Genomic DNA, 15,235 nt, shown 5'->3' on the forward strand with positions numbered 1-15,235 from the left:
TATGTCTTTAAATTTTTTCAAGCTTGCTCCATAAGACATGCATTTCAATGGATGAAACTGCTGCCGCATAACACACAACCAGCGCAACAAAAGCAATAAAACCTAAGCCCAACACGACATGAGCCAAAGCTGCCAACTTTACTAAAGCAACTAGTATTGCCAGTAGAAAAACATCCATCATTCCCCAGGGTATAAGTCGGCCAACCCAGACCAATAATGGCCTGACAAATAAAAACTGCTTTTTTAAATGAATTGAGATAAGAACATAGAATAAAGAAAAAACACAAAAACCGGGAAACACTACACTGGTTAAAAAAACAACCATTGCCAGTTCAGGACTATCTTGCGTATAAAAAATAATAGCCGATTCGGTAATGGTTACCGCACGTTCAATGCCTGTAATTTCAAGATGAAGCAAAGGGTAGCTATTGGCGACTATAAATAAAATGACACAGGCCATCATAAGAGCCAGAGGTTTTTCAATCGCTGATTTTGGATTTTTAAATAATCGCTCACCACAGCACAGACATAAACCCGTCTCACCTTCAGGTATATGTGATACATCCTGCAACGCATCACATTCATGACACACCATCAGCAGATTATTTTTTTCATTAGCGATTGTTTAATTCCTTCTACATCACGCTTTTATCGATAAATTTCATCAACGTTAGTCTTTCATTATATAGCCTATTTTTAAAGATTTCTCTTTTTCTAATATGCCCTTCAGTATTCTATACGTTTAATTTAATTAACGTGTAACATATCGCTCAACTTAAACATGGAGTGAATAATGGTTATAACTATCTTATCTATTGCAGCAATTATCGCCGCATTTAGCATCAGTAAAGTCTTTGCCTCTAATAAACAAAAAAACATGGCTGTTCGAGGTGCTTTACTTATTCTCGGCATACTGGGTTTACTATCCCGTTCTTTTGTCACGGTAGATTCAAATGAAGTGGGCCACCTGAAACGCATCTACTTTGCACCTGATTTACCTCCTGGTCAGATTATTGCCGCAAATGGAGAGAAAGGACCGCAGGCTGAAATTATCGGTCCGGGTTTTAACTTTAGACCACTAGTAAGAATTCTTTACGATATAGAATACTCAAACGTTATAAATATTCCAGAAGGCCAATACGGTCTATTAACTGCAAATGATGGAGTACCGTTACGCAGCGGTCAGTTTTTAGCTGACCCCTGGCCCGATGACAAATTCAAAGACATGTTAAATGCCGAACACTTTCTAACAGAAGGCAAAGGACAAAAAGGGCCACAATCAACCGTATTACGCCCTGGACGTTACCGTATTAACCGTTACCTGTTTAATGTTGAAACCAAACCTGCACTGGATGTGCCAACAGGACATGTGGCCGTTATTCGTTCCAATATTCAAACCACTGAAGACTGCCCGGATGTATTAAGCACCACAGGTGTATCTGGAGCGAAAGTCGCAACACCAACCGTCCCTAAAGGCTGTATTGGTGTAGTAAACGAGCCTAAACCACCCGGACGTTATTACCTCAACGAAAAAGCCTATGTAGTGACTATCATCCCAACACGACTTCAAACCTGGGTTTATAAAGGCGGTTATAACCAACGTACAATTAATCTACGCGTAGGTGATGATGGCACGATTTCACAGGAAGAATCCTCAAAAGAAGTACATGTACCAAAAAATGCAGCCGACAAAGCTATTAATGTTCGAGTAGAAGGCTGGACAGTACCGGTTGATATGCGTGTTGTAGTGCAGGTGCACCCAAAAGACGCCCCTCAGGTAGTGGCCTCAATTGGTGATTTACAACGGGTTGAAGACAATATCATCACTCCCGCTATCCGCGATATTTTAAGAACGATTGGTGGAGCTCCGGGCCGAAGAGTACTGGATTTTGTAGAAAACCGGGACAAGATTGTAGAGCTAGTAGAACAGGCTATTGCAGTTGAAGGCGAAAAAGCCGGTGTGACCATTCAGGAAGTGAGAATGGGTGAACCAGCTATTCCACCGGAATTACTGGTTGCCACATTACGTGAACAGTTAGCTGCCCAGCTGAAAACCACCTACCAGAAAGAACGTGATGCTCAGAAAGAACGTATTAAAGTTGAAAGAGAGCGAGCAACCGCAAACCAGCAAACTAAACTGGTAGAGGCTGAAATCGCTGAAAAGGCAGCAGTTCACCATAAAAATCAGCTAAGACTGGAAGGTGAGGGTCAGAAGTTAAAACTTATCGAAATAGCTAAAGGTCAGCAGGCTCAGGCGAAAGTGCTGGGGCAGGAACGTGCCATGCAATTACAGGCACTGGAGAAAACGCTGGATGCAGCGATCAAAAATCCATCAATCGTAAAAGTGCCGCATATACTGGTCAGCGGCGGAGGAACCAGTCTTGAAGGTGCTGCAGCAATACTGGGTGCATCCAATCTGGTTAAAAGCACGCAGGGTATAAAATCTCAGTCGAAGAAATAGGCTATTTCACACTTTATTCGTCAGTAACTTGCCCTGCTGAGGAGCATCTCCATCGGGGAAAGAGCATCTTTCCCGCTCTGTCCCCTGTTGTGATGCCATCAAGAGTTTTACGGAGTCTACTCACTACACTGTCGGCTTGTAGTGGTATGGGTTAAGGGGACAGGGCGCAAAAAACACGACCTTTCCCCGATGGAGAAAAACCTAAACAGGGCAACTTAAATCAGGGAGTAAGCTCCTTGAGTAGCGTGCAGCCCTAAACAGCCCCACCAAACCCCAGCTGTCGCCAGGCCTCAAAAACAATAACCGCAACCGAATTCGATAAATTCATACTGCGACTATCCGGCAACATAGGAATTCGAATCACCTGTTCAGCTGGCAAGCTATTCAGGTATGTCTCGGGTAAACCCCGGGTTTCTGGGCCAAATATAAACGCATCACCTGCTTTATAGTTAACCTCACTATAATTTTTTGAACCTTTGGTTGAACAGGCAAATACTCGATTAAAATCATTAGCTTGCAAACATTCATCCAGGCTTTTCCAGACCTTCATCTGAGCAAACTCAGCATAATCAAGGCCCGCCCTGCGCAATTTTTTGTCATCAATATCAAAACCCAAAGGCTCAATCAGATGAAGTTGTCCGCCCATATTGGCACACAGCCGAATAATATTACCGGTATTGGGTGGAATTTCTGGTTCATAGAGAATAATAGATATCATGTTTATTTCTTTAATTATCAGCAAGATAGAGAGACTTGTTTAAGTAAAACAATAAATTACTTATATTAGCCATTGACTAAACTCTATTTTAGGTCTAAAAACTCTCTTATAAAACAACTATTTAAGCTCTTTATACCATGGGCAATTCGCTTACAGGCGATATGAACAAAAATATGCAAAAGCCTATCGTATTACTCATTGATGATGACCCCTTAATTACTGAAAGTATGGGATTTATTCTAAAAAAACACTTTCAGATCGTGACTGCTGAATCAAGAGTTGAAGCTAGAAACCTGCTTGCCAAATTAGATAAAAAACCTGAACTGGCACTGGTTGATCTGGGTTTACCACCATTACCCCATGATCCTGATGAAGGTTTTGCACTAATAGAAGATTTACTGGCACATGATTCTCAAATGAAAATACTGGTGTTATCCGGTCAAAGCGACGAGGCAAATATGCACCATGCATTAACACTGGGAGCAGTAGACTTTATTCCAAAACCCGCTGACCCGGAGTTATTACAATCCAGACTTAACCATCAACTCATGTTGAAGCAGGTTGAAAGTAAAAGTGAGCCTGTTAATGATACGTCGGCTATCATCGGTGACAGTGCATCAGTCTCTGCTTTACGTGAACAAATCACCCAGTTTGCCGATACTATTTTCCCCGTGCTGATTGAAGGTGAATCAGGTACAGGTAAAGAGCTCGTTGCAACTGCATTACACCAACAAAGCAAACGTGCAGATAAACCTTATCTGGTTATCAATTGCGCAGCCATCGCACCAGAGCTTCTTGAGTCACAGTTATTCGGGCACAGCAAAGGCGCCTTTACTGGTGCGGACAAGTCACATAAAGGTTTTTTTGAAGAAGCTGGAGAAGGTACGTTATTTCTCGATGAAATTGGTGAAATGGCATATGACTTACAGGCCAAACTATTACGGGTTCTGGAAAGCGGGGAGTTTCACCGTATTGGTGAAACTCAATGCATAAAATCTAAAGCTCGTATTATTGCTGCCACTAATAAGTCACTACAACATGAAGTAACTGAAGGTCACTTTCGCTCCGATCTTTTTCATCGCCTGAGTATATTAAAAATACAAATGCCTCCGGTGCGAGAAAGAGAAAATGACAGTCTGCTTTTATTACAGCATTTTTTACAGTTTTATGCTGACTCGGTCAAACCTGTAAAACTTAACGATGATGCAGAATTGAGCTGGAAAGCTTATGACTTTCCGGGCAATGTCCGCGAGTTACGTAATATTGTTATTCGTTTATGCACAAAGTTTCCGGGGCAAACAATTAATCATATTCAATTACAACAGGAATTTGAGCAAAATTTAATATCCGAAAATACTGATGATTCAGAACAGAACCTGTTTAGTAGTAAATTAATTCAGCAACAAATAGCCAGTGGTGAACTTAATCTGAATTTAAAACTAAAAGAACTTGAAGAATTTGTTATTCAACAGGCAATGCAATTATATAAAGGCAATTTGAGCAAAGTTGCTAAAGCATTACAAATCAACCGAACAACACTTTATAGCAGGATGCAAAAAAAACAATGACCCTCTACAGGTGACATATGTATCTTGAACATTTTGGTTTAAAGAGACCGCCGTTTAAAATCACGCCCGATACCAGTATGTTTTATAGTGGTAACAAGCGAGGTGCGGCATTAGAAGCATTAAAATACGCTATTTCTTCTGGTGAAGGCATTATTAAAGTTGTCGGTGAAGTCGGCTCTGGAAAAACCATGTTGTGCCGCATGCTTGAAGTAGAGCTGGGAGATGAGATTGAGGTGGTTTACATTGCCAACCCCAGCCTGTCTCCCGAAAACATCCTGCATGTCATTGCTTTTGAATTAAAACTCGACATTACTTCCGAGTCCAGCAAGCTGGAAGTAATGCAGACTTTGCAAAATTATCTGTTAGAAAAACATGCCAAAAACAAACAGGTTGTTGTCTTTGTAGAAGAAGCTCAGGGCATGCCTATTGAAACGCTGGAAGAAATTCGTTTATTGAGTAATCTGGAAACCAATGATGACAAACTATTACAAATGGTTTTATTCGGTCAGCCAGAACTGGATGAAAAACTGCGTAACAATTCTATTCGTCAGTTAAAAGAACGTATCACACAAAATTTTTATCTTGATCCTTTTCCTGCAAGAGATGTTTATAATTATTTAAATTTTAGAATGCGTGCAGTTGGCTATCGCGGCCCGGATTTATTTTCACCCAAAATTGCCAATAATATTGAACGTAAATCAAATGGCTTAACTCGACGCATTAATATACTTGCAGATAAATCATTGCTTGCTGCATTTTCTGATGGTGGCCATGATATTCAATCTAAGCACATTAACCTGGCGGCAAAAGACAGTGATTTTGGTCAGGAGATTCGCTGGCAACCTGCAGCAAAAGCCCTGGCAGCTATCAGCATAATCTTATCCGCTATCTGGGTTGGCACCATGCTTCCTAATGTTATGAACTCTGAAATAAATTCATCCTCTACAGAAGTGGCCGAAATACCCTCAAATAAAACAGACATTAAATTACAAAAAACAATAACTGTAAATAAAACCTCTCAACAGGTTAAAACCATTGCAATCAATACACAGCCAACCAGTCAACCTGAAATAATGACTCAGGCCATAGCCATAACGCCAACTGAAAATATACTCAGCCAGCGCCTGCAAGAAACAAATAGCTGGATACAAAATGCGGTGGATGAAAACTTTACCATTCAGCTCATTTTACTTGATAGCAATCTGGAAAATGACGCTCTGCGCTTCCTTGATAAAACCAGCCGTTACCTGAACCTGCAGGATGTATATATTTATAAGGTCTCTATTCGCGGGAGAATGTTTTACAGTGTGCTATACAGTGAGTATACAGAACGTAATCAGGCTGTTAACCAATTACAACAACTGCCGCCTCGACTTAAGAAAAGTGGTCCCTATTTAAGAACCATTAGAGGCATAAAAGCAGATATCCAAAAAACCAGACAACAGGGGAATTTCTGATAACGTCATGAATTTTTACCGAACCAAACAACCCAAACAGGCACTTACAGCGACTTTTATCACCCCTATCGCGATATTGGGCCTTGCTCTGACACTTATTTCCTGTGGCCCAACTCGCCCACCAGAACCCTCTAAAGGCCACCTGGATAAAGTTGAAGAAAAACAGGCCAATATTCCAGCAACCGTGGCTCAAACCACATTATTACCCGTTCCAGAGGCCAGGCCCCAGTTAGAAACTTATACAGTGGTCGTTAGTGAAGTTTCAGTAAAAGACCTTCTGTTTTCCATGGCCCGCGATGCTCAGATCAATCTGGATATACATGACGATATAGAGGGCACCGTAACTCTGAATGCCATCGACCAGACCCTGCAACAAATACTCGAACGTATTTCGCAACAGTCGGATATTCGTTATCAGATAGAAGATAATACCTTACGCGTGCGCGCAGATAAGCCGTTTTTACAAAGTTACACTGTCGATTATGTGAATATCTCCCGTGTATCAAAAGGCATTATTCGGGTTGCCACCAATATTGGTTCAACCGGCAGTGGAAATATTGGCGAGACAGATGGTGGCAGCAGTTCCAGCGGTAATGATAACGAGAACAACAGTTCTCTTACCGAAGTGCTTTTAACATCAGATAACAAATTCTGGGAAAGCCTGACTCACAATATAATCGAAATTCTGTACGATTCTGAGAAAGAAAATTCTGAAACTCAAACTCAGACAAATACAGGTGAAACAGAACAACGAGATAGCAGTAATGATGTAATTGTTAATCGCGAAGCCGGTTTGATTATGGTCAGAGCAACTTATCGTCAGCATAAAATAATCCAGAGCTTTATCGATACCATACTTAATACATCTAAACGCCAGGTTATGATTGAAGCAACGATTGCTGAAATAAAACTCAGCGATCACTATCAGGCCGGTGTCGACTGGACAGTGGTTGCAGAAGATGCCAGCTCAGGTGTTAACGTGTTAACTAACTTAGCAGGCAGTAATCTGGCACAACCCCCTTTCTCACAATTAACATTAAATGACACTATTGGTGGTAATCAGGTCACCATGACTTTAAAAGCACTGGAACAGTTTGGTGATGTGCAGGTTTTATCCAGCCCTAAAGTAATGGCCATAAATAACCAGCCTGCCATTTTAAAAGTTGTTGATAATGTTGTTTATTTTGAAATGAATGTAGATACTTCTCTTTCAGATACACAGTCACTCACCACATTTGAAACAGAAATAAAAACCGTTCCTGTCGGTTTCGTTATGTCGGTTACCCCTTTTATTAATGATCATGAAGAAGTGACATTAAATATTCGCCCCACTATTTCACGTGTTATTGATTCTGTTGAAGACCCGAATCCGGCCTTTAAAGACGCAGGGGTTATCTCTGAAGTCCCAATCATTCAAATACGGGAAATTGAATCTATTTTAACAATTAACAGTGGTGATACGGCCGTTATTGGTGGCTTAATGCAGGACACGGTTAACGACAAGGATTCGGGCGTGCCCGTGCTTTCATCTATCCCTATTATCGGGTCTTTATTTAGATACGATGATGATTTTCGAGAAAAATCAGAGTTAATTATTTTTATACGTCCGGTTGTTATTCATCACGCGAGTTTAACGGGTGACTTATCTGAATATCAGAAGTTTCTACCTGAGCCATTACACGCACCCAAAGAATCTCCTGATGAAGAAGACACGACAGCAAAAGAGCCTGCCGAGTAATCGGGGATAGTTATGAGTCTGTTACTGGATGCGCTTAAAAAAGCAGCTGATGATAAAAATAAAAATTCAGATACATCAACAAACGATGCATCTGAAAACAAGCACGAGTCTATAAAAGATAACTCGAATGACAGTCTGATCATAGATGAACAGGCTCCCGTTATTGACGAGACCATCGATGATGTTGTCGATGACAGCCTGGAACTAGAACTGGAGTTTGAGCCCGATGCTGAGACAACTGAAAACAACTCTGAAAAAAATGAAGCTTTTCCAGAAGTAGATGATTCTATAAATATATCTACCAGTGGCATTTCTACAGATGAAGAATTAACTGACCAATTATTAAATAATAATGAATTAGATGATCTGGAAGATTCACCTCTTGAGTTAAGTGAAACTGTTGAAAATAGATCTAATGAAGATAAAAAAGAGGAAACAAACTCAACTGAGGTCACCAGTGATTCTGAAGATATATTATCTGAAAAAACTGAAGAGATAGAGCAGGGCACAGTAGACACCGCACCTGAACTAGATTTAATAAAAAATGTAGCGGAAACAAAGCAACAGTCAGCTTCTGTAAAAGTTGAAAACGAACAGGCTTTATCTGCCCTTATTAATAAAAGCAATCAATACAGTAGAAGTGAAAAATTGAAAAAAAATATTACTATAGGCATTCTCATTTTACTGATTATGATTGGTTCAGGTCTGTATTTCTATATTGAGATTCAAACATCCAGTCAGGATCTTTATATTACACAAAACAGTAACGCTGCCATTAATCGCAACTTAAATACACCTACACCTGTAACTGCACAGAAAGCGGCTCCGCTTACTGCGCCTAAACAACAGGAAGCAAAACCTGCTCAATCAACAGTGCAGATAAAACCACAGGCTCGAACTCCCGTTGCCTTAAAATCACAAGTGACTAAACCGGCAACAAATAAAACCATTAGTATCGTTCGTACAAAAAGATCAGATCCGATTCATGTTTTACTTCGAGATGCTTATGATGCATTTCACAATCAGGATTATCGTCAATCAGAAAAACTGTATAAAAAAGTTCTGAAACAGGAATCTAAAAACAGAGATGCATATCTGGGTCTGGCTGCCATTGGCACGAAAGAACAACGTTATGAATATGCACGTCAAAAATATCAGTATTTATTAAAACTGAACCCCAGAGACAGCCTTGCAACAGCCGGCTTAAGTAGCCTTGAAAATCAGGTTAGCCCACAGTTAAGTGAATCGCAGATTAAATTTATGTTAAAACAGCAGCCGGACTCTGCTCATCTTTATTTTGCTCTCGGCACATTGTATTCAAAACAGGGCAGATGGCCCGAAGCCCAGTCTTCATATTTTAGTGCCTGGTCTGCTGAAAACAAAACAGCTGACTATGCATATAATCTGGCCGTGAGTCTTGACCACCTTGATAAGAAAAAACAGGCTCTTGATTTCTACCAGCTCAGTATTAAATTAAAAAAAGCATCCAGTGGCAATTTTTCACAGGTTGACACAGAAAATCGAATTCGCTCACTGAGAGAGACACTTAAATGAGTCAGACGGTGACAGAAACAATAGCGGATATTGGCGCCGCACTCAGAGCAAAGAAAAAGCGACTCGGTGAAGAGCTTATTTCTCAGGGCCTGATCACTGAAGATCAGGTTAGCATCGCACTTAAAGAACAGAAAAAAATTGGTAAACCGCTGGGTGAAGCACTAGTTTCACTGGGTTTTGTTACCGAAGCGGTATTACGTGATGCGTTAAGTGAGATGCTCGGTAAAGAGAGTATTGATCTCTCAAATGTTGTGCCCGATAACGAAGCACTGGAACTCATTCCAAAAGATCTTTCAACCCGATTTAATGTCATTCCAATCAGCCTTGATCACGAAGAAGCAACCTTAACCGTTGCAATGACTGACATTTATAATTTAATGGTGCTTGATCGTCTACGCGCTGTAGTTGGCAACCGCATTGAAATACTTCCCTTACTATCTGGTGAAAGTGAAATTTCAGATGCAATCGATCAGTTCTATGGTTATGAATTATCTGTAGACGGTATTCTGCATGAAATTGAAACCGGTGAAGTAGATTACGACAGTTTAGATGTTGAAGGTAACGCATATAGCCAGCCACTTGTGCGATTAGTGGATGCTATTCTCGCCGATGCAGTAAAACACGGTTCATCTGATATTCACTTTGAACCTGAAGGTGGCTTTTTACGTTTAAGATATAGAATCGATGGTGTATTGCGACAGGTACGCAGTTTACATAAAGACTACTGGTCTGCCATTGTGGTGCGACTAAAAGTTATGTCGAATATGAATATAGCTGAAACCCGTGCACCACAGGACGGACGCATCAATCTGAATATTCGCGGACACCAGATAGATTTTCGCGTTTCATCCCAGCCCACTACTCATGGTGAGAATGTTGTATTACGTGTTCTTGACCGGGCCAAAGGCATTGTAGATATTGATGACCTGGGTTTACATGAAGACGCTTTATCCCAGTTAAAACTCATGATGGCTCGACCGGAAGGTATTATTCTTGTCACCGGCCCGACTGGTAGTGGTAAAACCACCACACTTTATTCCATGCTTGGATATGTACGCTCAGTTGAAGTTAATATTATGACACTGGAAGACCCGGTGGAATATCCCATGGACATGGTACGTCAGACCTCAATCAATGAAGTTTTACGTATGGACTTTGCCAATGGTATTCGTTCTTTAATGCGTCAGGATCCGGATATTATTCTCGTCGGTGAAATCCGTGATGCTGACACAGCAGAAATGGCACTACGTGCTGCCATGACAGGTCATCAGGTTTACTCCACCTTACATACAAACTCGGCTATTGGTACGATTCCACGTCTTGTAGATATTGGCGTCAAACCAGAAATAATGGCGGGTAATATTATTGGTGTTATGGGTCAGCGCCTGGTCAGACAATTATGTCCTCATTGTAAAACCTCTCACAGTGCAGCAGATGTCGAAAAAATATTACTAGGTATAGAATCATCTGAGTCGCTAGAAATTTTTAATGCCAATGGCTGTGATAAATGTGGCGGCATTGGTTATAAAGGTCGCCTGGCTATTTTAGAAGTATTACGCATAGATTCAGATTTAGATGAAATGATCGCTGAACATGTCTCCATGGGAAAAATTAAAAAATATCTAAGAGATAAAGGATTTCAGACACTCGCAGATGATGCTGCCAGGCGAGTTATTGAAGGCATTACCACCCTCGATGAAGTGAGTCGTGTTATCGACCTCACCGACAGGTTGTAATTCACTATGTCTACCATGTACCGATATAAAGCTGTTGATGCCTCCGGTAAGGTGCGTAATGACAGCATAGAAGCAGACAACTTGCTGGACCTTGAACAGCGTCTAAGCGGCATGGGCATGGACCTGATTAATTACAAAGAACAAAGCCCGCGATTATTTGATTTTAAAACCAAAGGCATTCCACGAAGAGAACTCATTAACTTTACCTTTCAAATGCAACAACTCACCAAATCGGGTGTGAGCATTCTTGAAGGTCTGGGAGACCTAAGAGATTCCATTCCAAACGGTAGAATGAAAGAAGTCTTATCCGGACTCATCGATGAAATTCAGGGTGGCAAAACTTTTTCTGGTGCACTTTCCGAGTTCCCGGAAATTTTTGATACGGTTTATATTGCACTGGTAAAAGTAGGTGAAGAAACCGGCCGCATTGCTGAAGTCATGAATGATATGGCCGAAACACTAAAATGGCATGATGAATTAATTGCTCACACCAAAAAAATCATGATTTACCCGGCCATCGTGCTCGTCGTTATAACAGCTGTAGTTTCTTATTTAATGATTTTTCTGGTACCAGAACTTATTCCGTTTATTGAAGAGCTCGGTGGCACTATACCCATCCATACCCGGGCCTTAATTGCCACATCCTGGTTTTTAGGTAACTACTGGTATGTTGTCTTTGGAACACCCATCGCATTATTTTTTATTATACGTATGCTCGCCAGACGTAAACCTGAAGTACGATTATTTATAGATAAATTAAAATTAAGGTTATATATATTCGGGCCCATTATCCTTAAAACAAACCTGGCTCGTTTTTCAAATTATTTTGCCATGATGTATGCATCAGGCTTAACCGTACTCGATAGCCTGAAAATTTCTGAATTATTAATGGGCAATGCCGTGTTATCACAATCCATTATGGAAATACGCGAAAAAATTGCCGAAGGCGGTCAAATATCTGAAAGTTTTGCATCCGTCAATGTTTACCCACCACTGGTTATACGCATGTTAAAAGTAGGTGAAAATACAGGCGCACTAGATGAAGCCCTGTTAAACATTAGTTATTTTTATAACCGAGAAGTAAAAGAGAGCGTAGATAAAATGGAAGCAGCTATGACACCGGTTCTAACCATTTTAATGGGTGGTGTCATGATGTGGATTATGTCCGCTGTGCTTGGCCCGATCTACGATTCATTAACAACCATACAACTGTGATATTTATTTTATTGTGAAACGCATTTTTTATTATTCAGGTTACCGATTAACCGTTTTTCATTGGCAAAATGAAAAATGTATCGCATCCTATGTCTTTAATCCGGGCGAAGAAGGTCTTGAGAAATTCAGAACCTATCTAATGGCCACAGACAATACGCCGGTACGCATACTGGTTGACCTGATAGAAGAAGATTTCAAAAAAGAAACTATCCCTCATGTCGGATCTTCAGACCGTAAATCCATTGTATCTCGTTTAATAGAAAGGCATTATCGTAAAAGCAAAGATTATGTTCATTACAATGTGGTTGATCGAGAAACAGGTGGCCGTAAAGATGATGTTTTATTATATAGTGTATTAAGTAACCCGGAAATTCTCGAACCCTGGTTAAAACCCATACAGGAGAGTAATACTTCTGTATCAGGCATATGGTCACTACCGTTACTCAGCGAAAAATTATTTAAAAAAATTGACGATAAAACCAGAAACGTTTTACTCGTATCTCAACAGGTTCCAAGTAATCTGCGCCAGACTTTCATTAAAGATGGAAAATTCGAAAGCAGTCGTTCAGCTGTTGTAAACCTTGAAGATGCGACCATTGGCGAATATATCGCATTAGAAGTTGAACAGACTATACGCTTCTTATCAAACCAGCGACACATAGGTTTTGATGAAAAAATTGAAGTTCATATAATATGCCGCGATGCTGATCTGCAAGAAATACAGTCACGCTGCATTGACTCTGCAATGCGTACTTTTCATTACCACGAACTCGAGACCGTAACAGATACACTGGGATGCGATACACAACCTGCCAACAACGACACATCAAACACTGTCGAATACAGTAATGGTATTTACTCTTATGTTTGTGCATCACAGATAATTCCCATCGGTCATTATGGTAACCGATCTTTATTCGCTAAATTTTATGAACAATTAATATCTAAAACCTTATATACATCCAGTGCAATAATGTTACTCATTTCCTTTGTCATGTCTTTTTCTTATTTATCCGAATCGGCAATACTTGACAATGAGGCTGCCACATTAATAACTCAGAAAAACGGGGTTAATAATGATTATGAAAGGACACTGGCAAAACTAAAACCTAAACTGGACAAAACTCAGGTTATGCAGTCTTCTGTTTTATTAACTGAAAAAATTAAGCAAACTAAAATTTTATCTCCACAAAATTTTATGGTTGATATCAGTCGCATATTAACTCGCTCGGGCATGTATGATACTGAAATAACAAAAGTCAGCTGGCAGCAACATCAAAGCAAAAAAATGCCTGCATCAAATAATAACCGTAACAAAGCAACAACTGATTATGCCAGGGCAGATGATATTAATCAGCATGCAGTCATTGGGGGTTATATCCGTGTCTCGCAAAGCAGCCTGAAAGAATCAGTCAATAAAGTTAACTCTATCGTCAGTGCATTTAAAAACAATAAACTGGTACATGATGTAATAATAAAACGTATGCCGGTTGATGTAAGATCAAAATCAAGCATAGAAAATGAAAGCGGCGTAGAACATCAGAATGACTTAAATAGTGATAAAGAAAAAGGCCAGTTCGAAATAGAGCTTATTATGAAAGGTCGTGAATCATGATGCTCGATATATTAAAAAATCTGCAAAAAGAAATATCTACTTTTCTTATCACCATTGCATTAGCAACAATCCTGATTGTAATTTCACAATCCTGGTGGCAAACATCTTATGATGATAAAAGTCTGGCTCAAATGGATTTAAATGCCGCTAAAGATAGATACTATACTGCCATCAACCAGAAAAAATTACTTGAAAAGTTTGAAGAGAGTTATAACAAACTTAAAACAACGGGCATAGTCGGTGAAGAAGAACGCCTTAACTGGGTTGATACAATAGAAAATATTACAGCTAATAATAAAATCCCCTATCTGAAATATAAAATTGACAAACGTCAGCCAATAAATTCTGGTCAATTGACGCAAAAATTTCCGGGCATTGAACTTTATAAATCCCCCATGTCGTTAGAAATGCAGTTATTACATGAGGGCGACCTATACACCATCATTAATAATTTACATGATAAAGCAAAAGGTTTATTCGACATCAGAAGCTGCGCCATTATTCGTAATACAACCTCTGTTGAATCACTTGTCGACTCACAAACCGATAGAAATTTCTCAGCAAAATGTGAATTGAACTGGTATACCATGCAGAAAAAATCAGTTCAGTTACCGAGCCGGAGGAATATTTAATGAAATTTTTATCATCTATTCTCTACCTGATTCTTTTTACCTCCGGTTCTGTTACGGCTGAACCACTGGATGCTCAAAGTAGCCTACGCACACTTTTTACTTCCTCTCAGGTTCGTGATGAATTAGATTCACAAAGAGATCAGGGTAAATTCAAGCTTCAACAATCAACATCAACGGTTATTTTCCGTGAACCTGTCACCGTTAAAATGCAGGGCATTGTTCTTCGTGAAAACAAAAAACCCGTGGTTTTTGTTAATGATGGAAATACAATAAAGTCTCGCAAGGTAGATAATGAAATTATCGTAAGCACAAAAAAAGTCAGTAAAAAAGCCTATAAAGTACCCGTTCGAGTGAATCAACGTAACGTTAAACTCAAACCGGGTCAGCAATGGAATGAAACCGATCGCCAGGTAGAAGAAAACTATCGGATAAAACCGGCAAAAGAAAAGACCAGTGAAAATGACGAAACTACAGATAAAGCGGATAATTTAACTGTTAAAGCACTTGAAAATATATTATGAAAAGACCAAATTCGTCATTT

Annotated in this window: 12 protein-coding genes; 10 read left to right on the forward strand and 2 right to left on the reverse strand. The window is 39.9% G+C overall.

The genetic code is table 11. The features are described 5' to 3' along the window. Positions 1-7: 7 nt before the first annotated feature. Positions 8-595, reverse strand: coding sequence for a hypothetical protein (locus DIZ80_10150; protein RDH82634.1), 588 nt, complete (start codon positions 593-595; stop codon positions 8-10). Positions 596-793: 198 nt separating this feature from the next. On the opposite strand from DIZ80_10150, the gene DIZ80_10155 reads away from it, so the two are divergent. Next, positions 794-2,461 (forward strand): hypothetical protein, encoded by a 1,668-nt coding sequence (locus DIZ80_10155; protein RDH82635.1) that lies wholly within the window; start codon positions 794-796, stop codon positions 2,459-2,461. 253 nt (positions 2,462-2,714) lie between these two features. On the opposite strand, the gene trmL is transcribed toward DIZ80_10155, so the two are convergent. Further along, a complete protein-coding gene (trmL, locus tag DIZ80_10160) occupies positions 2,715-3,179 on the reverse strand; it encodes a tRNA (uridine(34)/cytosine(34)/5-carboxymethylaminomethyluridine(34)-2'-O)-methyltransferase TrmL (GenBank protein ID RDH82636.1) in 465 nt (154 codons plus the stop codon). A gap of 173 nt (positions 3,180-3,352) precedes the next feature. On the opposite strand from trmL, the gene DIZ80_10165 reads away from it, so the two are divergent. The 9 genes from DIZ80_10165 (at position 3,353) to DIZ80_10205 (ending at position 15,215) form a co-directional block, all read left to right on the forward strand. After that, on the forward strand, positions 3,353-4,747 hold the full coding sequence (locus DIZ80_10165; protein RDH83150.1) for a sigma-54-dependent Fis family transcriptional regulator: 1,395 nt from the start codon (positions 3,353-3,355) through the stop codon (positions 4,745-4,747). Positions 4,748-4,764: 17 nt separating this feature from the next. After that, positions 4,765-6,204: a general secretion pathway protein gene (locus DIZ80_10170; protein RDH82637.1), complete on the forward strand. Its 1,440-nt coding sequence runs from the start codon at positions 4,765-4,767 to the stop codon at positions 6,202-6,204. Between the two features lie 7 nt (positions 6,205-6,211). After that, positions 6,212-7,942 carry a pilus (MSHA type) biogenesis protein MshL gene (locus tag DIZ80_10175; GenBank protein RDH82638.1) on the forward strand — a complete coding sequence of 577 codons (1,731 nt, stop codon included), beginning with the start codon at positions 6,212-6,214 and terminating at the stop codon, positions 7,940-7,942. A 12-nt stretch (positions 7,943-7,954) separates the two neighbouring features. Continuing rightward, positions 7,955-9,496, forward strand: coding sequence for a hypothetical protein (locus DIZ80_10180; protein ID RDH82639.1), 1,542 nt, complete (start codon positions 7,955-7,957; stop codon positions 9,494-9,496). Continuing rightward, positions 9,493-11,232 (forward strand): hypothetical protein, encoded by a 1,740-nt coding sequence (locus DIZ80_10185; GenBank protein ID RDH82640.1) that lies wholly within the window; start codon positions 9,493-9,495, stop codon positions 11,230-11,232. Before DIZ80_10180 ends, DIZ80_10185 begins: the two co-directional genes overlap by 4 nt. A 6-nt stretch (positions 11,233-11,238) precedes the next feature. After that, positions 11,239-12,447, forward strand: a complete 1,209-nt coding sequence (locus tag DIZ80_10190) for a type II secretion system F family protein (protein RDH82641.1) — start codon at positions 11,239-11,241, stop codon at positions 12,445-12,447. Between the two features lie 139 nt (positions 12,448-12,586). Beyond that, the gene (locus DIZ80_10195) at positions 12,587-14,062 is read left to right on the forward strand and encodes a hypothetical protein (GenBank protein ID RDH82642.1); all 1,476 of its coding nucleotides are present in this window, start codon (positions 12,587-12,589) and stop codon (positions 14,060-14,062) included. Next, the gene (locus DIZ80_10200; protein ID RDH82643.1) at positions 14,059-14,694 is read left to right on the forward strand and encodes a hypothetical protein; all 636 of its coding nucleotides are present in this window, start codon (positions 14,059-14,061) and stop codon (positions 14,692-14,694) included. Before DIZ80_10195 ends, DIZ80_10200 begins: the two co-directional genes overlap by 4 nt. Next, positions 14,694-15,215, forward strand: a complete 522-nt coding sequence (locus tag DIZ80_10205; protein ID RDH82644.1) for a hypothetical protein — start codon at positions 14,694-14,696, stop codon at positions 15,213-15,215. The genes DIZ80_10200 and DIZ80_10205 overlap by 1 nt, the downstream gene beginning before the upstream one ends. Positions 15,216-15,235: the final 20 nt, after the last annotated feature.

This window comes from endosymbiont of Galathealinum brachiosum, from assembly GCA_003349885.1.
GTDB lineage: Bacteria > Pseudomonadota > Gammaproteobacteria > SZUA-229 > SZUA-229 > SZUA-229.

What these genes read in the sequence shown, in the direction of transcription:
- DIZ80_10150 (RDH82634.1), bottom strand. Translation starts at nt 595, where the DNA reads ATGGTGTGTCATGAATGTGATGCGTTGCAGGATGTATCACATATACCT.
- DIZ80_10155 (RDH82635.1), top strand. Translation starts at nt 794, where the DNA reads ATGGTTATAACTATCTTATCTATTGCAGCAATTATCGCCGCATTTAGC.
- trmL (RDH82636.1), bottom strand. Translation starts at nt 3,179, where the DNA reads ATGATATCTATTATTCTCTATGAACCAGAAATTCCACCCAATACCGGT.
- DIZ80_10165 (RDH83150.1), top strand. Translation starts at nt 3,353, where the DNA reads ATGCAAAAGCCTATCGTATTACTCATTGATGATGACCCCTTAATTACT.
- DIZ80_10170 (RDH82637.1), top strand. Translation starts at nt 4,765, where the DNA reads ATGTATCTTGAACATTTTGGTTTAAAGAGACCGCCGTTTAAAATCACG.
- DIZ80_10175 (RDH82638.1), top strand. Translation starts at nt 6,212, where the DNA reads ATGAATTTTTACCGAACCAAACAACCCAAACAGGCACTTACAGCGACT.
- DIZ80_10180 (RDH82639.1), top strand. Translation starts at nt 7,955, where the DNA reads ATGAGTCTGTTACTGGATGCGCTTAAAAAAGCAGCTGATGATAAAAAT.
- DIZ80_10185 (RDH82640.1), top strand. Translation starts at nt 9,493, where the DNA reads ATGAGTCAGACGGTGACAGAAACAATAGCGGATATTGGCGCCGCACTC.
- DIZ80_10190 (RDH82641.1), top strand. Translation starts at nt 11,239, where the DNA reads ATGTCTACCATGTACCGATATAAAGCTGTTGATGCCTCCGGTAAGGTG.
- DIZ80_10195 (RDH82642.1), top strand. Translation starts at nt 12,587, where the DNA reads ATGGCCACAGACAATACGCCGGTACGCATACTGGTTGACCTGATAGAA.
- DIZ80_10200 (RDH82643.1), top strand. Translation starts at nt 14,059, where the DNA reads ATGATGCTCGATATATTAAAAAATCTGCAAAAAGAAATATCTACTTTT.
- DIZ80_10205 (RDH82644.1), top strand. Translation starts at nt 14,694, where the DNA reads ATGAAATTTTTATCATCTATTCTCTACCTGATTCTTTTTACCTCCGGT.